The 23,055-nt window shown below is 68.2% G+C and carries 23 protein-coding genes and 1 pseudogene; 7 read left to right on the top strand and 17 right to left on the bottom strand.

What is annotated here, in order from left to right:
• Positions 1–46: 46 nt before the first annotated feature.
• Both ABFX81_RS40380 and ABFX81_RS40375 read left to right on the top strand, forming a co-directional pair.
• The gene (locus ABFX81_RS40380; RefSeq protein ID WP_346139512.1) at positions 47–3,598 is read left to right on the top strand and encodes a hypothetical protein; all 3,552 of its coding nucleotides are present in this window, start codon (positions 47–49) and stop codon (positions 3,596–3,598) included.
• 166 nt (positions 3,599–3,764) lie between these two features.
• Positions 3,765–4,124 (top strand): hypothetical protein, encoded by a 360-nt coding sequence (locus ABFX81_RS40375; protein WP_346139511.1) that lies wholly within the window; start codon positions 3,765–3,767, stop codon positions 4,122–4,124.
• Here ABFX81_RS40375 and ABFX81_RS40370 read toward each other — a convergent pair.
• From ABFX81_RS40370 to ABFX81_RS40340, 7 genes and pseudogenes are all read right to left on the bottom strand, one after another.
• Positions 4,121–4,474 carry an ASCH domain-containing protein gene (locus ABFX81_RS40370; RefSeq protein ID WP_086851839.1) on the bottom strand — a complete coding sequence of 118 codons (354 nt, stop codon included), beginning with the start codon at positions 4,472–4,474 and terminating at the stop codon, positions 4,121–4,123. The two genes, ABFX81_RS40375 and ABFX81_RS40370, sit on opposite strands and share 4 nt — an antisense overlap.
• On the bottom strand, positions 4,471–5,571 hold the full coding sequence (locus ABFX81_RS40365; RefSeq protein WP_086851841.1) for a hypothetical protein: 1,101 nt from the start codon (positions 5,569–5,571) through the stop codon (positions 4,471–4,473). Before ABFX81_RS40365 ends, ABFX81_RS40370 begins: the two co-directional genes overlap by 4 nt.
• Positions 5,572–5,643: 72 nt before the next feature.
• On the bottom strand, positions 5,644–6,198 hold the full coding sequence (locus ABFX81_RS40360; protein WP_086851842.1) for a hypothetical protein: 555 nt from the start codon (positions 6,196–6,198) through the stop codon (positions 5,644–5,646).
• A gap of 1 nt (position 6,199) precedes the next feature.
• On the bottom strand, positions 6,200–6,940 hold the full coding sequence (locus ABFX81_RS40355; RefSeq protein WP_346139510.1) for a hypothetical protein: 741 nt from the start codon (positions 6,938–6,940) through the stop codon (positions 6,200–6,202).
• Positions 6,941–6,952: 12 nt separating this feature from the next.
• The gene (locus ABFX81_RS40350) at positions 6,953–7,123 is read right to left on the bottom strand and encodes a hypothetical protein (protein ID WP_346139509.1); all 171 of its coding nucleotides are present in this window, start codon (positions 7,121–7,123) and stop codon (positions 6,953–6,955) included.
• Positions 7,124–7,406: 283 nt separating this feature from the next.
• The gene (locus ABFX81_RS40345) at positions 7,407–7,847 is read right to left on the bottom strand and encodes an ASCH domain-containing protein (RefSeq protein WP_086851905.1); all 441 of its coding nucleotides are present in this window, start codon (positions 7,845–7,847) and stop codon (positions 7,407–7,409) included.
• Positions 7,844–8,152, bottom strand: a pseudogene (locus tag ABFX81_RS40340) (nucleotidyl cyclase domain-containing protein); the annotation flags it as partial. The gene ABFX81_RS40345 and the pseudogene ABFX81_RS40340, both read right to left, overlap by 4 nt.
• Positions 8,153–8,276: 124 nt before the next feature.
• On the opposite strand from ABFX81_RS40340, the gene ABFX81_RS40335 reads away from it, so the two are divergent.
• Positions 8,277–8,906: a methyltransferase domain-containing protein gene (locus ABFX81_RS40335; protein WP_086851846.1), complete on the top strand. Its 630-nt coding sequence runs from the start codon at positions 8,277–8,279 to the stop codon at positions 8,904–8,906.
• Positions 8,907–8,950: 44 nt separating this feature from the next.
• Here ABFX81_RS40335 and ABFX81_RS40330 read toward each other — a convergent pair whose 3' ends face one another.
• The 5 genes from ABFX81_RS40330 to ABFX81_RS40310 form a co-directional block, all read right to left on the bottom strand.
• The gene (locus ABFX81_RS40330; protein WP_346139508.1) at positions 8,951–10,366 is read right to left on the bottom strand and encodes a tyrosine-type recombinase/integrase; all 1,416 of its coding nucleotides are present in this window, start codon (positions 10,364–10,366) and stop codon (positions 8,951–8,953) included.
• A 74-nt stretch (positions 10,367–10,440) separates the two neighbouring features.
• Positions 10,441–10,842, bottom strand: coding sequence for a GGDEF domain-containing protein (locus tag ABFX81_RS40325; RefSeq protein WP_428837264.1), 402 nt, complete (start codon positions 10,840–10,842; stop codon positions 10,441–10,443).
• Between the two features lie 90 nt (positions 10,843–10,932).
• Positions 10,933–11,235: a hypothetical protein gene (locus tag ABFX81_RS40320; protein WP_086851907.1), complete on the bottom strand. Its 303-nt coding sequence runs from the start codon at positions 11,233–11,235 to the stop codon at positions 10,933–10,935.
• Between the two features lie 103 nt (positions 11,236–11,338).
• Positions 11,339–11,674: a hypothetical protein gene (locus tag ABFX81_RS40315; protein WP_086851850.1), complete on the bottom strand. Its 336-nt coding sequence runs from the start codon at positions 11,672–11,674 to the stop codon at positions 11,339–11,341.
• An 11-nt stretch (positions 11,675–11,685) separates the two neighbouring features.
• On the bottom strand, positions 11,686–12,150 hold the full coding sequence (locus ABFX81_RS40310; RefSeq protein WP_086851852.1) for a Pycsar system effector family protein: 465 nt from the start codon (positions 12,148–12,150) through the stop codon (positions 11,686–11,688).
• A gap of 372 nt (positions 12,151–12,522) precedes the next feature.
• On the opposite strand from ABFX81_RS40310, the gene ABFX81_RS40305 reads away from it, so the two are divergent.
• On the top strand, positions 12,523–13,185 hold the full coding sequence (locus ABFX81_RS40305) for a hypothetical protein (RefSeq protein WP_086851853.1): 663 nt from the start codon (positions 12,523–12,525) through the stop codon (positions 13,183–13,185).
• 272 nt (positions 13,186–13,457) lie between these two features.
• The gene (locus tag ABFX81_RS40300) at positions 13,458–14,012 is read left to right on the top strand and encodes a YrhB domain-containing protein (RefSeq protein ID WP_086851855.1); all 555 of its coding nucleotides are present in this window, start codon (positions 13,458–13,460) and stop codon (positions 14,010–14,012) included.
• Positions 14,013–14,670: 658 nt separating this feature from the next.
• Here ABFX81_RS40300 and ABFX81_RS40290 read toward each other — a convergent pair.
• Positions 14,671–16,062 carry a Mucin-2 gene (locus ABFX81_RS40290; RefSeq protein WP_086851857.1) on the bottom strand — a complete coding sequence of 464 codons (1,392 nt, stop codon included), beginning with the start codon at positions 16,060–16,062 and terminating at the stop codon, positions 14,671–14,673.
• Positions 16,063–16,640: 578 nt separating this feature from the next.
• Here ABFX81_RS40290 and murJ point away from each other — a divergent pair.
• Together murJ and ABFX81_RS40280 are read left to right on the top strand one after the other, a co-directional pair.
• Complete coding sequence (murJ, locus tag ABFX81_RS40285) at positions 16,641–18,323, top strand: murein biosynthesis integral membrane protein MurJ (protein WP_086851859.1); 1,683 nt, start codon at positions 16,641–16,643, stop codon at positions 18,321–18,323.
• A gap of 288 nt (positions 18,324–18,611) precedes the next feature.
• Complete coding sequence (locus tag ABFX81_RS40280) at positions 18,612–19,094, top strand: hypothetical protein (RefSeq protein ID WP_346139507.1); 483 nt, start codon at positions 18,612–18,614, stop codon at positions 19,092–19,094.
• Here the strand turns inward: ABFX81_RS40280 and ABFX81_RS40275 are convergent.
• From ABFX81_RS40275 to ABFX81_RS40260, 4 genes are read right to left on the bottom strand one after another with little or no spacing between them, the layout of a single operon-like run.
• A complete protein-coding gene (locus tag ABFX81_RS40275; RefSeq protein ID WP_086851861.1) occupies positions 19,091–19,540 on the bottom strand; it encodes a hypothetical protein in 450 nt (149 codons plus the stop codon). The two genes, ABFX81_RS40280 and ABFX81_RS40275, sit on opposite strands and share 4 nt — an antisense overlap.
• The gene (locus ABFX81_RS40270) at positions 19,540–21,075 is read right to left on the bottom strand and encodes a hypothetical protein (RefSeq protein WP_086851863.1); all 1,536 of its coding nucleotides are present in this window, start codon (positions 21,073–21,075) and stop codon (positions 19,540–19,542) included. Before ABFX81_RS40270 ends, ABFX81_RS40275 begins: the two co-directional genes overlap by 1 nt.
• An 11-nt stretch (positions 21,076–21,086) precedes the next feature.
• A complete protein-coding gene (locus ABFX81_RS40265) occupies positions 21,087–21,425 on the bottom strand; it encodes a helix-turn-helix domain-containing protein (RefSeq protein WP_346139506.1) in 339 nt (112 codons plus the stop codon).
• Positions 21,426–21,470: 45 nt separating this feature from the next.
• Entirely contained in the window at positions 21,471–22,496 is a 1,026-nt protein-coding gene (locus ABFX81_RS40260) for a tyrosine-type recombinase/integrase (RefSeq protein WP_346139505.1), read from the bottom strand.
• Positions 22,497–23,055 lie beyond the last annotated feature (559 nt).

Genomic DNA, 23,055 nt, shown 5'->3' with positions numbered 1-23,055 from the left:
TTCCAACCGGGCACTGGCTCGGTCCATCGGGGTCAGCCCGACGACAGTGGGGGACTGGTTGTGTGCGGACCGTTTTCCCCAACGGATCGATCTGCTCCTGGCGCTGGTGCGTGCCGTGCAGGCTGAGATTGAAAGCAGCGGGCTGGTGGGGGACCCGACCGTGGTCCGACTGTTGGATCCGCAGCGCTGGCGAGCTGCCTACCAGGCGGAGGCGGCCCGCCGCGCGGATAGTTCCCGTGTCACGGCCGTGACGGCGCAAGGCACCGCCGCGCTGGAACGCATGCGGCCCGGTCGGCCGCTGAGTGAGGTCACCGACCCATTTCATTTGGAAGTGCACCGTGCGATCGCGTCGTCGGTTGCCGGACTTCCGCCGCTGCCGCGGTATGTACCGCGTGAGCACGACCGTCAGCTGGCCCAGGTGGTCACACGGGCAGCTGGCGGCGCCAGCCAGATCGCGGTGCTGGTCGGAGGGTCCTCGACGGGAAAGACCCGCGCCTGCTGGCAAGCTCTTGAGCTGCTGCGTGCTCGCCATGAGCCGTGGCGGCTGTGGCACCCCATCGACCCCACTCGGCCCGACGCCGCGCTGGCCGAACTAGCCGACATCTCCTCCTACACGGTGATCTGGCTGAACGAGGCACAGCTCTACCTGGCGCCGGACGGGCTCGGTGAACGGATCTCCGCAGGCCTGCGCAACCTCTTGCGGGAACCGGAGCGGGGCCCTGTGCTGGTGCTGGCCACTCTGTGGCCCAAGCACTGGAAAGCGCTGACCACAAGCGAGAACCCGGACACCCCCACGCAGGCCAGTGAGCTGCTCGACGGGCACAAGATCAAAGTTCCCGACTCGTTCACCGCCTCCGACCTGGCCACCTTGAGTTCCGGTGACGACCAGGACCCGCGACTCGGGGAAGCAGCCGAGTACGCCCGCGACGGGCAGATCGCGCAGTATCTGGCGGGGGTGCCAGCCCTGCTGGACCGCTACCAGGAAGCCGAACCAGCCACAAAAGCGGTGATTCATGCCGCCATGGATGCCCGCGCACTCGGCGCAGGACCGCGGCTGCCGCTCGCACTCCTCACTGACGCCGCACCGGGCTACCTCACCGATACGGAATGGGACCAGGCCGACGACGACTGGCTCGAGCGAGCGCTGCGGTACGTCACCACTCCCTGCAAAGGCATCCCGGGCATCTTCACCACCGCCAAGCCCCCCGCCCACCGCAATGAACGCATACGCCCTACCAGCCCTCTCCCAGGATCGGGCCCCGGAACAGGCGATGGACCGCTGTACCGGCTGGCCGACTACCTCGACCAACACGGCTGGCGCTACCGCACCGATCAGGTTCCGCCCATCGCCTTCTGGACCGCCTGTGCCGCCCATGCCCACCCCGCCGACCTGACCGCACTGGGCAACTCTGCCTGGGCTCAAGGCATGTACCGCGATGCCGTCCAGCTCCACAAACGGGCCACAGCCCATGGCAGCCCACACAGCGCAGCTGTCCTGGTCCGCAACCTTCATGAACTGCACCCTGCGGATCTACGCCCCGCCCAGTGGGCCGCTGCCCACGCCGCCCTGGACGATCCCACTGCCGTGGCCCGGCTCTTGAGCCAATTGCAGAAGGTCGGTGGACCCTCCAGCGTCCGTGTCCTGCTGAACCGGAATCCTGCCGCTCACGTCGGCCTCGACGACTTGGATGCAGTCGGTGCGCTTCTCCATCAGCTGCATAACGCCTCGGCAGACGAGCAGTTGGTTGCACTGGCCGACCGCGTCGCTGACCACGGCCCTCTGAATGATCCGAGTGCTGTTGTTCGACTTCTGGACCGGCTGCAGGAGGTGGGGACACTGTCCAGGGTTTCCGTCCTACTAGGCCGGAATCTCGCTGCTCAAGTCGCCCTCGACAATCTGGCCGCAATCGACGGGCTGCTGCATCGACTGCACAGGTCCGCGGCTATCGAGGAGTTCGCAGAGCAGGCAGCAGTCCTCGGCGAGCGGGTTGCTGCCGACGCTGCTCTGGACGATGTGGCTTCCGTGACTCGGCTGCTGAAAAGGCTGAGAACGGCCAAGGCGCTCGAGCAGTTCGCCGCTTTGGCCGACCGGGCCGCCGCTCAGGCGGACCTCGATGATTTGACGGTGGTGCTCGAGACCATACAGAGCCTGCTGGAGCTGGGCGCCCAGATGCAGGCCGGGGCTCTCGCCCATCGAGGCGCCCTTCACAGCCCCCTCCACGATCCCTACGCGGTAGCCCGACTACTGGGTCGGCTACGGCAGTTGGAGGCTCACGCAGACGTCTTCGCCGTGCTGGACCGAAATCCCGCCGGCTGCGCCTCCCTCGACGACTTGGCCGCGGTGGCCTGGCTGCTGGACGGCTTGTACGGGGCAGGGGCAGTTGGGCAGTCCGTACTATTGGCCGACCGGGCGGCCGCTCACGGCGCGGTTGATGACCTCGGCGCGGTGGCCCGGACCGTACAGGCACTGCATCAGGCCGGGTTGCGCGAGCAAGCCACCGCCCTGGTGGAACGGGCCTGCCTCCACGTCCGTGTCGACGACTCCTACGCTGTGATCTGGCTGCTCGGCGAGCTGCGCAAGGAAGAGGCTCTCGAGCAGTTCACTGCGCTGGCTCATCGGGTCGCCGCTCACATCGCTCTCGATGACTGCGGCGTAGTAGTCCAGACCCTTGATGGCCTGCAGAAGACCGGCGCGCACGAACAGGCCGCCGCCCTGGCTCAGCGGGCTGCCAACCACTTGCCTCTCAACGATCCGTACGACGTTTCCGTGCTGCTGGACAAGCTGTGGAGCACCGGTGCGTACAAGCAGGCTGCCGCCTTGGCCGAACGGTCCGCTTCCCACGCCGCATCGAACGGCCTGCACCTGAACCCGTCCGGCGTCCCTGCACTGCTGGACAAGCTCCGGGAAATAGGTGCGCACAAGCAGGCCGTCATGCTCGCTCGGCGAGTTGCTGCCCAGACCGACCTTGACGAGCCTCACCTGATAGCCGAGCTGCTGGACAAGCTGCAGGAGATGGGTGCGCACGAGCAGGCTGCCACCTTGAGCCAGAGGGCCGCCAGCTGCTCCCCTCTGACAGCTCCTCACGCAGTGGCTCAACTGCTGGGCAGTCTCCGGAAGATCGATGCCCGCGATCAGATCGATGTGCTGCTGAAGAGGAACCCTGCCGGCCTCGTGGGACTCGGCGATGTGTATCAGCTTCCTGGCCTACTGCAGGAGCTGAACGAGGTGGGTGCTTGCGAACAATCTGCCGCCTTGGCCCAGCGGATAGCCGCGTACGCCGCCTTCGACATCCCCGGCGATGTCGTTTGGCTGCTAGACGAGTTACCTCTCGCTGGCGCCCATGAGCAGGCCACCGCCTTGGCTCAGAAGGTGCCCGAATATGTCGATTTCGGAGATTCGACGCAAATCCCTGAGGTTCTGGCCAGGTTGCGGGGCCTCGGAGCTCTTGAGCAGGCCGTTGCCCTGGCCAATCAACTGCCACCAGCAGGCCGCTTCGATGACTTCCTTCAGATCAGTGACCACCGGAGGCGGTTCAGGTTCGGCAGAGAGCCAGACGGGAACGCCACCGCCCCCTGGACCTGGGACGACTTGGCTTGAACCTGAGGAACGAACAGCGGCACCGGCTCCGGCGAGACGAGGTGTGGGGCAGAAACACCCAGCACCTTCGGATCAGCAAGACAGCCTTGCTTGACGTCAGGTGGATGAGTGGCGAGCCGTTTATCCACTTCGCGGCTATTCCCATCACCGCTCGTCGCCTGACGTGATGGAACTGTTCGAGCATGTGGCCGCGGTCGCTCCTGGTTCCTACGGCCTCCTCCAGGTTCGCGATGACGAGGAGCCGCTCACGAGAACGATGTGCGCGCGCTGGTTCGAGGCATGGTCACGCAGCACACAGAGGCGCTGCTGTCCGCGTACATCTCGACGGTGGAAGATCCCTTCACGGGCTGAGGCGTCCTCAGCGCATCACGCTCGCAGCTTGGACCGTACGAGGCCAGATGCGGTATCGCGCATCAGGTGCCGAATCCTGCGCTGTGGCGCATCCGGTCCACGGGCCAGGAACACGGAAAGGCCCCGGACTGCACCCCTCAAGCGAGGGGGCGGCCGGGGCCTCGTGTGGGGTTAATCGACCAGCTCGATACCAATGGCCAGGCAGCCCAGCCGTTCCTTGTCCGGCGGATAAATGCGCCGGATGTTGGCCAGTTGCTCCTCACGGGTCGCCTCGGGGTTCACCTGGAAGGGCCCTTCGGCGTCCAGGAGTTCTTCGAACGAGGCGTACTCGGCAACGCGTGTCACCCGCGTCATGCATGACCGGTCGGTGCCCTTCACGGCGAACCGGATCAGGTCACCGGCCGCCAGGCCGTCGAACTTCGGGTACTTCACCCGGACTTCCCGGGTCTTGCGGCCGGTGGCCACGAGGTCGAAGTACTGGGGATACAGGTTCAGCTCGATGACGCGGGCTGAGGTGGTGCTCATGTAGTCGGGCTCCCTGAGGGTAAGGACATCAGCCGGGACAGCTCCGCAGCCGAGTACGAGCGGAAGAAGTGCCGGGGGTGGGACAGCAGCAGCTCCGCCAGGTTCAGCAAGCGGTCCGCGAACTCCCCCACGGTGCCGGGCCACTTCCTGGTGTCGAGCATCCAGGGTTCAGCGCCCGCGGGCAACGCCGCCTCTCCGGAGCGGATGAGGCTCTTGGAGAGCTTGGCGCCCGTCTCCGCGACGATCATCGGGCAGAACAGGCGCGCAGGCAGCTGGCCGCGGGTCAGACCCACCGCCTGGAGCGCGCCGTCAACCAGGAGGCTCCCGGGCATCCAATCGGTGCCCTTGACCATCACCTGGAGGACGTCGGCCTCCGCGAGCGCGGCGAGTTCCTTGACCATGTTCCGGTAGAGCGTGGCGAGGTCGAGATAGCCGCCGCCGGCGGGGGTGATAGTGGTCGTGTAGGGGCCGTGGTGCAGGCAGACCGCTGCCACGATGGCGAGGCTGCGGTCTGCCCGTACCACGCAGGTGCGCTGCGCGTACTTCTCCGCCCATCCGCAGGAGCGCGGACAGGGCACCCGCAGGTGGGGCACTCCGGTGGAAGGCGCCAGCCACATGCGGGCGGCTTCCAGGCGGGGCAGGACCCGTAACCAGGTTTCCCGGAACTGGGCGGTCTGCTGCTGTTGCGAGTACGTCTCCACGCCGTACGGCACGGCCAGCCGCTCTGACAGGGCGTCGAGGAGAGGTTGGTAGAGGGCGCCGACGAGGTGGGCGATGCCGTTCGCACCGAGGGCTTGGGCGTAGGCCCTCTGGTAGCGGTTCCCCGATGCAGGGTCGGTGGCCAGCTCGTGAGGCGCGTTGTCCAGTGCTGAGAACCGGACCTCGACGGGCAGGTCGTGGCGGTGGTGGAGCCGGGCGGCTGTGGCGAACGCCATCGACTGAACCAGTGCGGTTCCGGCGTGGGGGGCGCCGTTGATTTGAGTGCCCACCACCAGGGCGATTCGCTTTGGCTTGCTGGAGCGGATGCGCGGCGTGAGGACGTCCTCCACGTTGGTCAGGGCGTTGGCGAGGACGGTGTTTGGGCTGATGAGCGTCATGCTTCTGCCTCATCTCATGTCGGTGAGCTGCTGTGACGGTGTGGGCTGTGGGGGAGGACCGGGTGGTGACTGTCAGGGGTCGGTGTCCCCCGGGGCTGGGGCGTCGCCGAACATGTCGTCCATCGCCTGTGTGACGGCGGGCCGGTGATCGGGCCGGGTGGCGTTGAGGACCGCGTTGGTGAGGTCGATTAGGTCGATGTCCTCGAACAGCTCGGTCAGGTCCCCGATGGTCTCGGGGCCCAGGGCAACACCGTCGGGGTGTTCGTTGTCCATGAAGCAGTTCATGGCGTCGACGTAGTCGGCGAGCCCGTGGGCCATGGCCGGGGTGACGTCGAAGCTGTGGCAGTGCTCCAGGCCTGAACCGAGGGCACCTGTGGGGCTGATGTGGATGCGGATGCTCTGCCCGGGGCCAGGGGTGGCCTGTCCGAAGCCTGTGAGGACTTCGGCGAGAGCCGCGATCGCGCTGTTGCGGTCGGCGTCCGCGTCCGTCGCGGTCGCGGCGTCTGTGTCATCCCCGGCCGCGTCCAGCAGCGGTGCTTCCCAGAGCACTTCGAGGCTTTCGGCGTGCAGTCGGATGATCCCGTCGGCAGTGTGCGGGAGCGTGAGGTGGCCGATGACGCGCAGCATGTCACCGGGCTTCCTTGCTGCGCTTGCCGGTCTGAGCCGCCGGGGCCGGGGCGGGGGCCAGGGGCGTGGCGTCCTGCGCCGCCGTGGTGGCGCGGACGCCGGCCTTCACCTTGCGCAGCTGCGCCTGCGCGGCCTCGAGTTCGGCCTTGGCCTTGGCGACACGTTCCTCTGCCTCCCGCTGGGCGGCGTCGGCGGCGCGGCGCTCGGTGAGCTCGGTGAGGTCGGCGCGGACGCGGTCGGCCCGGTTGCGGATGCTGGCGGCGGGGTGGTTCTCCGCCCAGGAGAGCAGGGCCTCGATCCCGTCGAAGTCCGCCGTGCCGTCTGACACCGGGATAGCCGCCTCCGGGGCGCTGGGGCTGTCGTCCGTGTCCGGGGCCAGGACGGTGGCGGGCAGGTCGGCGTACTTCACGGCTTCGGCGAGCTCGCCCTCGGACAGTCCGAGCGTGCTGCGGACGCGCTCGGGGCTGTCGCCGTTCTTGAGCATGGAGGCGGCGGTGGCGGTGAAGGCGGTGACGGTCATGGAATCTCCGGTGCAGGTATCAGAACTGGCCAGGTGCGGAAGCAGCCGCACGAGGTCGTCTTCGGCACAGGGCAGTCCGAGCGCGCCCAGCAGGTCGGCCAGGTCGTCCTTGTCGCGGGCGTGGTGGGCGACCACCTGGCAGGCGGCGGCGGACTGGTCGCTGCCGAGCGGGGTGAGTTCGAGGTCCTCGGCTGCGAGGGCCTCTTTCATGTCGGTGAACATCGACTGGCCCTCCTACGCGGCGGTGGTGCGGGGCTTGCGCTGCGCGAGCACCAACAGCTCGCGGTTGCGCTTGCGCTGGGCGTCGGTGAGCGGCCGCACCTTCGCGCCGTGCCGGTGCCACAGCGGGGACGCGGGCGGCTCGGGGTAGGCGAGGGCGTGGTCGATGTCGCGGTTGCTACTCATGGGTCCTCCAGCTGGAGGTAGAGGTCAGGCGTGGTCGGTCGTCCCGCCGCCCTTGGGCGGGTCGGAGACGAACCGCAGCTCGCCGGGGTGCCGCGAATTCCAGAGCACCGCGCAGGCCTTGTGCACGGGCTCCTTGGCGTGGGACCTCAGCGGGGTGGTGGTGCCGCACAGCACGCAGGGCGCGGGCGGGCCGAAGTGCCAGTAGTGGCGTCAGTCAGGAGCTGGACCGGCGCCACAGGCTCGGGCGGCGTGGGCACCGCGCGCAGATGGCGGCGCCGGGCCGTCACGGCCGGAAGGAGGGCAGCTGCTGGAACACGCGCTCCAGCAGGTCCTGTGTCGGCTTCCAGGGCACGACCTGCCCGCGTGCGGGGACGGGCAGGGGCAGTTCCTGGACGTCGGTGAGCACCAGGTGCCAGGCGCCCGGGTGCGCCCACTCCGAGCAGAGCGGCGCTCCTTCGGGGTCCTGGTGGCAGTCGGTGATCCGGGCGATGCCGACCACCGCGCCCGTGACCAGCTCGCGGCCGCGGATCGTGCGGCCGATCAGCGGGATACGCAAGGCGGGATGGTCGATGGTCTTGCTCGTATGCAGCAGCACCCAGCCGGTCCACCACCGGCCGGGCCGGTTCTCCACGTCCTTGGCGCCGGCGAGGATGCAGGCCGCGTAGGGCTGCCTGATGCTGATGCCGCGGATCCAGTCGCCGCCGGGCAGAGTCGCGATGCTCATGCGGCTCGCCCCCACAGGGCCGTTCCCGGCCGGCCAGCCCGGCGGCCGTTGATAGACGGCACCGCGACGTTCGCAGAGTTGGCGATGACCGCACGGCCGGAGTGCTTGCCGTCGTACAGAGCAGCGTCGGCGGCCCTCTGCAACACGGTCAGGTCGCGGGAGCCGACCGAGTGCGGGGTCGCGGCGCCGACCGAGGCGGCGACGTCGACGGTGCGGCCGTCGTCAAGGACGACCGGGGTGTGGAGCATGCGGACCAACTGCGCGAGGCGCTGCTCCAGGCGCGCGTCGGGCAGCTGGAGGACGACGGCGAACTCTTCTCTGAACTAACGAGAGCGTCCCGTGATCAGGTGACGGGACGATCAGCCCTGAGGGGAACCGGTGTGGGGCCGGAGAACGGCTGCGAACGGCGCGGGTGTTAGTTTCCTTCCCGTGTTAGGACACCAGGACGAGACGAGGGCGGCCTACAACGGGGTCGTCGATCTGTACGCGTCGATGTTCGCCAATGGGCTGGAGACGCACCCGTTCGCGCGGAACATGATCGGCACTTTCGCCGAGCTCGTGCGTGGCACGGGGAACCTGCGGGTAGCCGACGTCGGGTGCGGCCCCGGTCATGTGACGGCGATGCTGCATGACTTGGGGCTGGACGCCTTCGGGCTCGACCTCTCCCCAGCCATGGTCGCCCACGCCCGGCGGGCCCATCCGGCGCTGCGGTTCGACGAAGCGCGGATGGAAGCCCTGCCGGTCGAGGACGGTGCGCTGGGCGGAGTGCTGTCCCACTACTCGATGATCCATACCCCACCTGGAGAATTGCCCGCGCTTCTCGCCGAGCAGGTGCGTGCCTTGGCACCAGGAGGCCTGCTCTTGGTGTCCTTCTTCGGGACCGAGGGACCGGAGCCGGTTCGCTTCGACCACAAGGTGACGCCCGCCTATAGCTGGCCGGCGGAGCAGTTTGCCGAGTTGCTGGCCGGGGCCGGTCTCGTCACATTTGCTCGGTTGCTCCACGACCCAGCTTCCGAGCGGGGTTTCCTCGACACTCATTTGCTGGCCCGCCGCCCGTAGAGCGAGGGTCGTGACCTGCGGATCATTCCGTGGATGAGGCTCGGCTAACTTGAAGGTCCTCTTGCCGTACTGATTCGTGTCGCGATCTGGCTGAAGCTGGGCATGCCCAGATCGATCACTTGGCGTTGACGGGCTTGCTCTGCATCGAGCTGGATGAGCTTCTCCTCTGCGCTGACGAGGCTGACTTGGAGTCCTTCGATCTCACCGAGCCATCCCTCCTGTTCTGCTTCGGTGATTCGGGCGATCAGGTTGTCGCGGATCTCGACGAGGCGGTGTCTCTGATCCGGGTCCGGCCGGAGCATGGAGCATCGAATACACGCGTGTTCGTGGATGCAGGGAGTTCCGAATGCGCGAGCGCAGATTCCGATGGACAGTTTGCGTCGCTCGAAGTGCCCGAGGAACGCATCCCATTCTTCGTTGGTGGGGGTTCGGTACTCCTCGCTCGGTCGGAGTGCTCGGCGCCGGGCGATGAACGCGCGATGGGCTTCGATAGCCTCGCCGGGGTAGATGGCGTTGTATCCCATGGTCGTGTTGATGCTGGTGTGCCCGGCGATGACCTGCGCGATGTGCGGGGGAAGGCCGCTGCGGATGGCATCGGTGATGAAGATCCGCCGGAAGTCATGGGGCGAGAAGTCCAAGGGCTGTCCGGCTGAGTCGGTCAGATTCGTGGAGGCCAGCACCTCTTGGAGTGCTTGGCGCAGGAGCTTCGGGGAGAGGCGGGAGCTCTCGCCACTGCGGCACCACTGGAAAAGTAGTGGCATCTGCGGATTCCAGGTCTTCTCGGCCATGTCATAGCTGGAGACGTAGGGGACGGCACCGGTGCGCGGGTCGCGGATGCGGGCGATGATCGCGCTGAGCACATCGGCGAGTTCCGGGCTGACCAGGATGACTCGTTCCTCATCGGTTTTGGAGGGCGCGATCTGCAGAAGGGGGACAGTCTCGCCGGTCGTGGGCAGTCTGTACTGGATCAGGCTGTGATGGCTGGCCTCCAGCATCTCCTCGATGCGGACACCGGTGTGCTGCAGAAACTCGACCATCGCCCAGGCCCAGAACGCGCGGCTCTCGGCGAGGGCCAGGTCGACGCGCCGGCCGGTGGCGATGTTCACCGCCCAGGTCGTTCCATCCTTCGCTGCCCGCCTGAAGGTGTCGCCCGCGAAAACAAACTGACCGCCTGGCGGGGTGTCCATCAGAGCCTGTAGTCGGGCTTTGGCCTCTTTCAAGCATGATGAAGCCGCTCGGGCGACGACAGGGAGAGCCGGAAGTCGTTCCCTCGTCCGGTGGTCCATCCGAGCTTTGCGCCGCTTGTTGTCTTTCACGACAGCGACATCCGCGTCCTTGATCGGACTCGGCACTGCCCACGGCCCCCAGCGCGTCGGCTCGTCGATGGCCCATTGGGCGATGTCGAGATAGAACGCCCGGACGGAAAGCATGATGCTGGCGACGTTGGCGCGTCCGGTCACTACTTCACGCACTTTGCCGTCTGGCTGGCGGCGCCGTTCGATGCGGGTCCGGCATCTCTGCTTCCAGGCCGCGCTTACCTCCGGCGCAAGGTGGAGAGAGTCGATCCCCGCGGTTCATCGCCTCCGAGCCGACCGACGGATGCGCGCGGGCCCGCCCATGCGGTGAGCCGGACGGCGGTCGCCGTGAGGACGGCGTCGCCGGCCGGATGGCCCATCGTGTCGTTCACGGCCTTGAAATCGTCCTGGTCGACCAGGACCACGGCCGTGTCCTCGCCGTGGCGGCGCAGGACCTGCCGGGCCCGGGCGATGTACGCGTCGCGTCGCAGCAGCCCGGTGAGCGGGTCGCGCTTGGCAGCGGCGAGCCGCCGGTGCAGCGCGACGGCGTGCACGGTCCAGCCGGCCAGCGGCACAGCGGCGGTCGTGATCAGGAGGGTGCGCTGCCCGATCCGGGCGTGTAAGCGCAGGACGGAGTCCATACTGGGGATCTCCCTCTCGTTTTGTACGGGTTGGGATGGGCCCGGGGCAGCCGTCAAGCCGCCAAGCAGAGCGGCTGTCCCGGGGCGTAGCTACAGCTCGAAGTCGCTGACGCGGGTCCAGCTGTACGGGTCGTTCCAGCGGCCGGCGGTCGCGGCGGGCCAGTCGAGCTCCCAGCCGGGCCGGTAACCGCAGGCCCCCCAGCCGTCCGGCCGTCCGTGGGGGATCTCAAATCCGGCCTCGCACGCGGCGCGTGCCGCGTCATAGACCTCGTGCGCGATCCGTACGGCGGCGCTGCGGCTGTCGGCCCGGCCGGTGAAGACGTGCACACCGCTCAGGCCGGGCTGGGCGGTGCTCCTTGCCGGGACGTCGACCTCGTAGACGGGCAGGGTCATGACGTCCATCTCCTCTCGTGCTCGCGGTAGTTGAGGGACCACCGCGACCGCCCCGGCCCGGCGCGTTGGCCAGGGGGCGGGGCAGCACGGAGGGTCCGTCAGCTCATCCGTGGACCGCTTCAAGGGAGTTGGCCGCCCAGATCAGGCGCATCCCGGCGTTGTCGGTGATCAGGGCGGCGGCCTCGTGCAGCGGGCAGGAGGCGTCGCCGTCACGGTCGGGCTCGATCTGCTCGGCTCGCCGCGCAGCGACGGTGACCAGCTGCGCGAGCATGCCGACGAGGCCGCCGGGCGTGTCGGTGTCCTCGCACAGCTCGCGCAGGATCGCGGCGAGCTCCACCTGGTCGACGTCGTCGGCGGCGAGATCGTCCTGAATCTGCTGGAGAGCCAGAGATGCGATCCCGACGGACGCGCGGACGCGGTCCAGACGGGTACGGGTCATCGCGGCTGCCATCACAGCGCGAGGCCAGTGGCGGCCAGAGCCAGCAGGGCCAGGGCGGCGAGCGACAGGTCGACCGCTCGCCGCAGGTGCGTGAACTTCCGCACCGCGAGGGTGGACAGGACCCGGATGCGGGCGGCTCGGGTGTCGCCGTCCATGCATGCCTGGATCTTGTCTTCGTCCAGGTGTGCCCAGTACGGGAAGGACGCCCGGTCGTCGCCGCGGAGGCGGGGCCGGACGACCAGAAGCAGCAGCACTGAGGCCACGCCCAGGGCGAGCACGGCGAGCGCACCGAAGACTTTGGTCACAGGCGGCAGATCCTTGTCGGCGACGGACGCGAGCCCGGCGAGCACGGCGCCGTTGAAGGCGAGCAGTAAGGATGCCTTGCCGTCCGTGCGGGCGATCTCACTGGCGACCGAGGCGCAGGCGCTGTCCAAGTTCTTGTCGGTGACGGAGTCGGGAGCTGTGAACGTCGTCATGGGCGGGTTCTCCTTGTCGTGGCGCGAGAGAGGCGGCCCGCGCGCTGCGGGCCGCCGGGAGGCTGAGGCTGCGGTGGTCAGGCCGCGAGCCGGTGAGGGCCCGGGGCAGTGGGTGTCATGTAGCTGCTGGGGTCCACGGGCGTTCCGTCGAACTCCAGGCAGCACCCGAGCTTCTTCGTACTGGAGCAGCGCACTTGTTCCGTGGCTGTCGTATTCCTGCGATGGCGCTTTCCCCCGGCCCTTTGCCTGGGGTGGGCAGACCTGCTCGCTGAGATCCCAGCAGCCCGTCGACGTCACGCACAGCCCCTCATGCGGTCCTGACCGGTGCGGCACAATCGCGGTCAACTGGCAGGCAGCGGTGGGGGTGGGAACATGGGGCTTTTTGGCTCGCGAAGCCGGCGTAAAGGCATACCGAACGAGCCGGCACTACGGGCGGCGGCTGCTGAGAATCCCGGTGGCAGCGTCGCCGAGATCGACCCGACGTATATCGACGACCCGAACGGCTACGTACCACCCGAGGCAATCCGCGGCGCATGGTTGGTGGACAGCAGCGGGAAACTGACAGGGGAGTATCAGGAGAATCCCCGTCACGGGGTGCCGCAGGACGACTTCAGCAAGCTCACTGACCCTGATCACTGGCTTGGCTGGCTGGGCGATGATCCCGCGACCGCCGTCCGGAAGGGCATCGAAGAGTCCTTGCGCGCCCAGGTGGCAGACGCAGTGGTCGAGTGGGTCAAGATCCTTGAAACGCCTCGGTTTCTCACGGGTGGGCGCCGACATTCTGAGGACGAACAGGTCATGTTGGTGACCCGCGCGGCACTCGCCGCACCGTTTGCGTTGTCCGTGCGCACCACGCAGCACGGGCGTTCCATCCTCCTGGGGGTGTTCTCGTGGGCGGCGGTGAACCTCTCACCGCCCGGAGTCCGCAAGGATCGGCACTGGTTCGACCTGGGTGTCGAGTTGGACTGGGCCGGTGAACGGCTTCAAGGGCGGATCTACGAGATTGACGGTGCGGACGGCACCGCCGAGCGGTAGAGCGGGAATGTCACTCTGTACCGGCGGTCAGAGCCGATACATGGGCGCCGTAGGCGCCCTTGACGGGGGGAGGAGCCGTCCGAACCCTCAACTAACGGGCGAATCTCGCCCCTTCGCCCACCGTGCAACAAAGTGGCGAACGCGAGCGGCCCTGGGGAACGCCGAGAATCCTCATCGCCTGAGTAAGAAGGTCGGTCAGGCCCCTCGTACGCGGTGCTCTTCCGGTGCGAATTCGCTGGTCGGCGGAGGGGCCGGTCCGGGATGCTGCACGCGTGATCGAGCGAGAAGCCGCCGTTCGGGCTGTCGAAGAGCAGCTGGAGCGCGACTATCAGCAGTGGCGGGCTGTAAGCGCGGAAGCAGTGAGGATGGCTGTGGTCCGTGTCGAGGAGCACGAGCTGGTGTGGATCGTCTCCTGCCAGTCCGAGGAGTTCGTACGCACTCGGAACCAGGAGCACATGCTGGTCGGCAATGGGCCGTATCTGGTCGACCGCGTCGACGGGGGACTGCACCAGATCGGTGTCGTCTCCGCGGTAACCGGGGAGTGGGAGGCCGACTACCGGACCCGGATACGTGGGCTGCCGGTGCGTACCGCAGTGGACGATCTACACGATGCGCTCCGCGGAGTCGCCGATACTCGCGGACGCATGCATGCTGTGCGGACATTGCGCCAGAGGCTGCCTGGGCTCTCGCCCGCGGAGGCCATCGAGTACGTGAGCGTGTTGCTGGAGGGTGATGCGTCCGCGCGCCTCGTGGCCGTCGCCACCAAGGAACTGGTGGAGCCCCTCAACCCGGTGCTTGCGGTGAAGACCATCCGAGCGGAGCGGTGATCCGAGCCGGTCAGAGCGCGGCCTGGTGCCACTTGCGCAGCTACGAGACCCGCCACGGGATCATCCGAGCCGACCTCACCCTCCGCCCGGCCGCTGAAGCACGACGGCAGACGCCCATCTCCGCCGCTGGCGTCCTGCGACCGGTGTGGAACATCGGCAACGGGACCGCGACCGGAGAACCGGCTCTCAACATCGCTCAGCTCTGGGTGGAGCTCACGCCCTCCCTGGAACCCGGCGGGCGAGCCTCGGTGCGGCTGGCTCCTCTTGACCCCTCGCAGTGGCAGCACCTTCAGCCCAACCAAGTCATCACCATGCACGAGGACCGAACCGTGGCAGGCACGGCAGTTGTCCTGGAGGTCCAGCGACCTCTGGCCACGCCCACTACCTAAGACCGGGCGCCTACGGCTCATGCCGTTGGTGCAGGCACAGTCGAGGTGGACGGCGCCGTTCAACAGGTCGCCGAGCTCCGCGACCAGCTCTCCGAACGTGAAGAAGACCTCCAGGCATCCCGAGCCACTAACCGTGAGTTGATGACTCAGCTCAACAGCATCCCTCACCGCCCCCGCTGACCTGCGAACCCAGTTATCAACCGCCTAGGACTGGTCGGTGGATCGCGGCTTTCGCTTTGGGGTGCGAGCAAGTCGGTTCTGCTCGGCGGTCAGGCGGGAACAACGGCCCGGTCCAGGACGGCGACCATCTCGTCCTCGGGGAGCGCCGGGTTGGCGCCCGCGCTGGAGGCCAGTTCGGGGACATGGAGCGCCTCGCGGAGCCGGTGGAGCGGGAGGCGCGGGTCACCGGCCGCCGCCTGGCGCGTCCAGACCGCGGGGTCATGGCTGAGCCGTTCGATCAGCGCGGGCGTGGCGGCCGGATCCCGGACGACCAGCCGACGGTAGTTCCCGTCCGGGTGGTCCGCATAGCGCGCGGCGAGACCCTCGCGGGGAAAGCGGGGGTGCGTCTCCGCCATCCAGGCGGAGAACGTCCCGCCGAGCCGCGCGTACACACGCATCAGGACCTCCTCCGGGGTGTCGGGGTGGTGCACACTCAAGAGGTCCTCGACCAGGGGGTCCTCGGTACGCGCGAGCAGGCGCACGAGGTCGGGTGGCAGGTGGGGGCTCTGGGCGGCGGCGCGCCGGAGCATCGGGTGGACGGAGGCCGCGGCCCGACGCAGTACCTCGGGGTCGGCGAGCCCGTCCCGTACCCACTCCACGTCCCCCCTGTCGAAGGCCTCCACCGTGAAGTCGATCGCCATGCGCCGTGTCTCGTCCAGCTCGGGCCTGAGGGAGACCGCGAGCCGTACGGCCTCGTCGGGGTCGACGGCGAGCCGCTCCACGAGGTCGGCGGGCAACGAAGGATTCTCGGCGAGGGCCACCAGGTGCGTCCGCTCGGCGACGCCCCGCTCGGCGTCGGCGCGGACGAGGAGCCCTCGACGCAGCGCCTCGGCTGCGGACTTCGGATCGCGGAGGAGTTCGGAGGTGACGCGTGCGTCCCGCCGGCACTCCCACTGCGCGGCGGCCCGCCGCACCTCGGGATCAGGGTCGGCCAGCAGCGCCGACCGCTCGCCCGGCGGCAGGATCTCCCATGCACGCACGGCTTCCCGGCGCGCTGCCGAACTGTGATGAGTAGCCATCGAGGCCACGAACGACGGCGCCAAATGGGGCGAGTCCAGCAGTGCCGTCCGGACAGAAGGGACGGGGTCGTCGAGCAGGCGGACGCACACGGCGTCCGGGAGCGGCGCGACCTTTGTGCGCGGGTCGTACACCTCGGGTCCGTACGCAAGAGCTGCCCGCACCTTGGGAGAAGGATCGTCCGCGAGCCGGGCCCGCTGTGCAGGCTCCGCCCTGGCGCTCATGGCGAAGTCGATCCGGGCGCTCGGGTTCGGGTGAGCCAGGATCGCCACGACGGCCAGCTCAGGGAGTCCGGCCCGCTGGAGGGCGTCACGGGGCGGACGGTCACCGTCCCCCTCGAAGGCGAGCAGGCGCAGTAGCAGCGGTGTCGGCAGCGCCGAATTGCGGGCGACTCCGTCCAGCGCGGATGCGTGGAACGCCACCATGATTCCCCTACCCCGTGTGTATTCCCCGATCGGTCCGCGACCATGATCTCCCGTAGGTCCTTCAGGAACCGCCGAACGGCACCAGCTGTCCGGCTGGGTCTGCGTTGTCCGGGTACCGGGAAAACCCGGCCATGCCGAGTGACATCGGCTCCTTGCCATGCAGGACATCTGTCAGCCACGGTTCCACCCGCCCTTTGAGACTTTGACCAGCACAGATCTGTCCGGCCCCTTCGCACCGTCCCCGGGCCAGCGCATGAGGCTGATCGGGGACGGCACGGGGAGCCGTCAGAACGCGGGTTCGTCGTAGGGGACCGAGCGGCATGGCAAGAGCCGAAGGGGCACATGTCCCGCTCCGCTACGGAATGGTGGTTGGTCACGCGGCGAGCCGGTGTGCGGCCGGGGCTGGGCTCGAAGCCAGGGGTCGCATCGGCCATCGGCTCTAGGTGCGCAGCGGTACTGGCGCGGAACGCTTGTTCCATTGCTGTCGTATACCTGTGGCCCCGGGCACGGCGATGGTCGCTGAACTGCTGTGAGAGGAGCAAATTGGGGCCTGAGACCTTGGGGCATAGGTTGACGGCATGGTGGAGGGGGAGAACTCCGCGGCGCAGACCATGTCGCAGGAGCAACAGAAGAGTGGGCGGCATGCCGCCCAGCGGAAGAAGGACAAGGGCGGGCTGGCTCGTTCGTCCTTGCTGATGGCTGTTGGCACGGTGGTGTCCCGGGCGACGGGACTGATCCGCCAGGTGCTGCAGGCCGCAGCGCTAGGCACGGGCTTGCTGGCCAGCACATACAACACGGCGAACACGGTGCCAACGAGCCTGTACACGCTGCTGATCGGTGGCGCGCTCAACGCCGTGCTGGTGCCGCAGCTGGTCCGGGCCAGGGCAACGCAGCCCGATGGCGGACGCGCTTACGAGCAGCGTCTGGTCACGCTCGTGGTCTGTGTACTGGGTGTGGGCACGGCGCTGGCGGTGTGGGCGGCGCCGCAGATCGTAGGCCTGTACATGCGGGACACCCCGGACAGTCACGAGGCGTTCGAGCTAACGGTGACGTTCGCGCGGTTCCTGTTGCCGCAGATCTTCTTCTATGGGCTGTTCAGCATCTACGGACAGGTGTTGAACGCCCGCGAGAAGTTCGGCGCGATGATGTGGACCCCGGTGCTGAACAACGTCGTGCTCGTCGGAATGTTCGCCGCCTATCTGGGGCTAATGACGGTTCCCGACCGGGTGGAGGACATCACCGCCGACCAGGTGCAGTTGCTGGGGATCGGGACGACGGCAGGCATCGCCCTGCAGGCCTTGGCACTGATCCCGTTCGCGGGGGCGGCTGGTTTCCGTTTCCGCCCGCGGTTCGACTGGCGAGGCGCCGGCCTGGGCAAGAGCGTCCACGCGGCAAAGTGGACGCTGCTGTTCGTCTTGGCCAACCAGGTCGCCCTGACCGTGGTCACGAACTACGCCAATGCCGCCGACCAGGAGCTGCCGCAGGCCGGCGCGGGCTACTCGGCCTACACCTACGCGCAGACGATCTGGATGCTGCCGCAGTCGATCGTGACGGTGTCCCTGGTGACGGCGCTGCTGCCGCGCATGAGTCGGGCCGTCGCTGAGGGGCGCATCACGGATCTACGCGCGGACCTGTCCCGGGTGCTGCGGATCAGCGGCGTGGTCATCGTGCCCACCGCGTTCCTCTTCCTCGCTCTGGGGCCGCAGATCTCCTCGCTGCTCTTCGCCCACGGTGCGGCGGACGCCGCCTCGGCCCGCCCGCTGGGGTACATGCTGCAAGCGTTCGGACTCGGCCTCATCCCGTTCTCCGCTCAGTACCTGCTGTTGCGTGGCTTCTACGCCTTCGAGGACACGCGCACGCCGTTCTTCATCGCGGCTTGGATCGCGGGCGTGAACATCGCCCTGGCCACCGCGTGTCATTTGCTCTTGCCCGCCCGCTGGGCGGTCGTCGGCATGGCCGGCGCCTACACCCTCTCCTACGTGGCCGGTCTCGCACTCACCGCGCATTTGCTGCGCAGGAGGCTTGGGGGTCGCATCGACGACGGCGGCCTGCGCCGCACCTACGTGAAACTGTTCTGCGCCGCGGGCCCGGCTGCTGGGCTGGGCTGGGCTGCAGCGCGTGCGTGTGCGGGCCTGGGAAGTGGAACGTGGCCTACGGCCGTCGCACTGGCTACCGGGGCGCTGGCGACAGCCGTGGGGTACCTCCTTCTCGCCCGGTTGATGAAGATCAACGAGTTGCGTCGCCTGCCCGGGATGCGCTGAATCCATGCAGACGATGCAAGGAGGCGTGCTGCAGGCCTTGCAGCACAGGGTCGCGACGGGCTCTTGCCCGCCGGTGCGCAGTTGCTGGGCGCGCAACTGGCGGCGCGTGGCCAGCGCGTCCGGGGCGGTGCGCCAGTCGTACTGGGAAACCAGCGGGTTCGCGGATTCTGACGGTTCACGTGACAGGAACCCGCTGGTGGGGTGTGGGTTCTGGAGTGGGGAGGCACGCGGGTTCAGTCGCGACGTGTCAGGCAAGATGAGGCTCCAATCGGTTGGGGAGGGCTCGGGGTGGGTTACGAATTGCAGGCGGTCATCGCGAGTGACGGGGTGCTGCGCGTCGGGTCGCGCGAGGTTCCTGGATCCCAAGTGGTGCCTCTTGGCCAGGGCCTGTCGCTGATGCCGATGACCGATGAGGTCTTCGATGCCGTCACGGACGGCAGCGACGGACGAGACCTGGGGTTCTGGCGGCTGCCAGGGGGCTTCGACTCGCTGCTGGCTCAGTGGTCTGCTGCGGGGCCGATCGCCTATGTGGAGGCCGAATACTTCGGCGGAGTCGGCGAGCAACGAGCCGCTGTCTGGGCTGACGGCGCGCTGGCACTGGGGCCGCTGGATGAGCCGACGAAGAAGCGGTTCTCGCGAGCAGTCAGCCCCATCTCCCAGGCCCTGCGGCGGCTGGGCGCCCGAAGGAGTCTGGGCGAGGACGAGTTCGAGGCCGTGGGGCTGGGCCGCCATCGCAGCAACGAGGACTGGATTTCGTCCAGCGCCTGCTAGGCCTGAGTGGGATCGATGGTGAAGCGCTCGGCGTAAGCCGTGCGGACGTAGTGGATCGCGGTGTGCGAGGTGATCCCGAACAGTCGCATCAGCCGGATCGGGTCGGCGGTTTCGCGGGCCTCGTCGAGGAGCCGGTCCTGCCGGAGCTGGGTGGGGTTGATGCCGATTCGGTCGCGGAGTGCTTTGAAGTTGGAGGGGCCGACGGCGGGCCGGTCGACGTGCAGGGCGGTGATGGGGCTGACGATCAGGTAGGGGTTGGTGCTCAGTGGCCACAGCTGGTGGCGCTCGATCAGCCAGTCCTTGACGAGTTGCAGTGTGAAGTCGTCCAGGTGGATCTCGTGGTCGAGCCGGTTCGGTCTGCGGATCCGCAGGCGCCCGATGGAGCGGTCGAGGTCGTCGAGCCGAATCTCGGCGACTTGTTTGGGACGGACGGCATAGACAGCCATCAGGACGAGAGCGAGCTTGTCTTGATGCCGGGGACCTGGTCCAAGAGACCCTTGAGCCGGTCCGCCGGGATGGGCCGCGGGACCCTGACGGGCGCGGTCAGGTGCACGTTCCTGGCCGGGTCGCGGAAGATCCGGCGCTCGCGCCGCAGGGCCCTGAAGAGCGACCGCAGCCCGGTGAAGTACGAGTAGTTGACGGCGGCCGTCTTCACCTCCTCCTCGGTGACTTCGTTGAGTGACCCGAGGTGGTCCCAGACGGGAAGGACGGCCACGACGTGCAGCATGTAGCCGCGGATCGTGTTCCAGGGCATGGCTGGTGAGGGCCGTTTGCCCTCGCCGCGGAGCACGGACACCCAGGCGCGAAGGTCCGCCTGGAACTGCGCGGGTGCCTGGCCCACCCACCGGTGCACGGATGCCTCGTCGGTGCCGACCGCCTGTGAATCCGGGGCCAGCAGGCCCTTGGTCTGCAGGAATCCGGCGACTCGGACGGTGTTGTAGTGCTCGGTGATGCTCCCGGCGCCGTAGACGTCGCGCTCAGGTATCGGGGTGTCGGTGCCTAGCCAGGCCAGCAGCACCCGCAGGGTGCGGAGGCTCTTCTTGCGAGTGGCGCTGGACCAGGACTGCGCTCGGGCGAGTCGGTCGAGTTCGTCGACGAGGTACTGCGCCTCGGGCGTGATCTTCAGTAGCCCGGGGTCGCGGATCGCTGTCCAGTCCCGCTCCGGCGCCGGGAAGAGTTCGAGTTGAGCGGGGTCGATCAGGTGCTCAGGCCAGTAGCGGCGGGCCGCTCTGGCTCGGCGAGCCTGATGCCGTCGTGCGGTTTTGAGGTCGCGACCGGTCTTGTTCGCGTAGATGTCGATTTCACCGCCGAACCAGAGTTGGTCGAGGACCGGGGCGTCGGCCAGAGTCTGCTCCAGATGGACGACACGGCAGCTTCGGCAGCGCCCCAATGAGAGCGGAAGGACTCGGTGGCAGCGCCGGCACTCGCCGGTGTCGTTGAACCGATTCCAGTTCTTGCAGGCGGAACAGAGCTTCGCGGTGGTGCCGGACCAGGACAGGCAGTGTTCGCAGCTCACAGCCGAGGCATGGGGATGCAGTGACAGATGCCACCGGTTCGGGCGGCGCCGCAGCAGCCCAGCGCGACGGAACAACTCCACCAACGGTCCGCGCAGTTCCGGGAGTCGAGCGAGGTCCTGCTCGCGTACCAACTGCTGGTCGGCTTCCCGGCCGGCCAGCGCGAGACGGGCCATGTGAAGGGCCAGGCGCTTCCATGCCTCGCCCAGCTGCCGTTCAGCCGCCATGTGATCGACCGCCGCGGCGACCGCGGGCAGCTCCGGGAAGGAGCGGTCCGCGATCCGATGCGCGTGCTCGATCGTCAGCGTCCGGGGCAGTTGCGTCCAGGACAGCTGACCGGGGATCTGCGGGGGACAGACTCGCGGATCGTCACAGACGGTCGGTGAGCTCGGCCCTGGCGACCAGGGGCGCCAGCGCGGGACCGGCAGGTCCGGGCCGAACCGGAAGACCACCTGACGCCAGTGCATCCCGTTGCCGATCAGTTGGGCGGAAGCCCGCGCAGGCCAGGGCCGTTGCCCGGAACGGGACGGACCGCGGCGCCGTGATCGGGCCGGGCGCCGGCCACCCGTCGTTCGTCGTGCTCGCGGGAGGCGAGATACGACTCCGGCTCGGCCTGCATAAGGTCAGCGACGGTGCAGTCCAACGCTGCGCAGATCTTGTCCAGGTCCTCCAGCCGGACCGTGACCGGCTTGCCGCTCCAGAGTGCCGCGACCTTGCTCAGCGACGGCGTGAACCCCACCTCCGCGAGGACCGCTTGCAGCTGCGTCGGCCTCCAGATGTCGCGCTGTGCGGCGACCATCCGCAGGTTCCACTTCATCGCTCATGCCTCCATGCTCAACCGTCGAACTGCCCGGCGTGCGGACTACAGGCTGGCCAGCTCCGGGTCCGCTTGGACGGTCGACAGGTAGCCGACCGTGGTACTGGCCCAGATGTGGCCAAGGACCTTCTGGACGTCCCACAGCGCCATGCCGCTCTCGTAGAGGTGGGTGGCCCGCGCGTGCCGCAGCAGGTGGGGAATCAAGCAGGTCACCGGCCCGGGAAGATAGAGCTCACCGGCCGTCCTGAGGGCCTTGCGGAACGCGTCGGGCTGCACGGCCGTGGACACGGTGATGCCCGCGGAGGCCAGCGCCCGGGGACGCCGTTCGGAGGGGAACAGCGGTGCTGCCGGATCCAGGGGGTCGTCGCTGAATGCCCCGCGGACTTCCTCGATGTACCACCACAGCAGTTCGCGTCCCTCGGCGAACAGGTACGCCTGCCGCTCACGCTTGCCCGAGCCGCCAGCCCCCTTGCCCTGGACCACGAACCGGCCCCACTGGCCAAGCTCCCAGTGGATGTCTCCGAGGCGGACCGCGCACAATTCGCTCGCGCGGACCCCGGAGATGTAGGCGAGTTTGGCCATCACGTAGTCGCGTACGGCCACCTGGTACTTGCGCGCCGCCGGGAGCGATGCCCGCCACTGCGCGAAGCACTCCGTCAACGCTCGCTGTGACGGAGGAATGCGCAGGCCGAAGTCACCCCGGTGAACTGGCCTGTTGAACGTGTCGACCGGCGACTCGACCGTCGCACCGAACCGTCGGGCGATCTCACCTGCATAGCGCTGTTCCAGGAACGCGAAGTAGCTGTCGACCTTGGTCAGTTTGCTCCGCACCGTAGAGCGGGCCCGGCGGCCCTGGCCGGTGTAGAAGCGGTCCACGTGCCGCGGCGTGAGCCGCCAGGGGACCAGGTCGTAGAAGGAGCACAGCTCCATCACCGGCTGGACCAGCTTCTCCAAGGTCGTGGGAGCAAGCCCGGCGACGTCCCGGGCCCACAGATACTCCGACACGGTCTCCAGGTAGAAGCCCTGCTCGTCGACGGCATGGGTCTGTGCGGCGGCCCGCCGCTGGAGCACCTGGACATCGGCCAGACCACTGCCGTCAGGCCCATCGGCATCGTGTAAGTCGCCGTCCCCCGACTGCCCGGTGAGCAACGTTAGGCGGCGGCGACTTCCCGATTCCCCCATAGCCTCGCAAGTTACTGGCCGTACTCGCAGAATCTGACAGCAACTCGGGGAATCCGACACGAACGAGTGACAGTCGACGAGAAGGCTCTCACCTCCTCACTTGCACTGTTCTCGCACCAGAGGGCTCCAAGGAACCCGCGTGAACTCCAGTTGGTAAGCCCTGCGGATCCGCTGGCTGTGCGCGTGCGGTCACCTCGTCTCCCACCGGCAGGGGCGGTAGGGGTAGCGAGGGCCGGGGCGGTGCGGGCGCGGCCGACCAATCCGGCGGCGCGGGCGGCGAGTGAGCACGGGCGTCTCCTTCACGCTGCCGGGGCGACTGGACAGCACCGCGCCCCGCCGACGTCGAACGTCGATCGGCGGGGCGTGGCTTGGACAGGAGCTGTTTTGAGGGGAGGCCGGGCGGCCTGTCCGGTCCTCGCATCCCGGGCCGGAGCGCGGGTGCGAGGGC

Origin of the sequence: Streptomyces coeruleofuscus (assembly GCF_039532725.1) — a bacterium.
Lineage (GTDB): Bacteria > Actinomycetota > Actinomycetes > Streptomycetales > Streptomycetaceae > Streptomyces > Streptomyces coeruleofuscus.
Note: the sequence above shows the minus strand (reverse complement) of the source record. Positions and strands in the feature narration are given on the sequence as shown.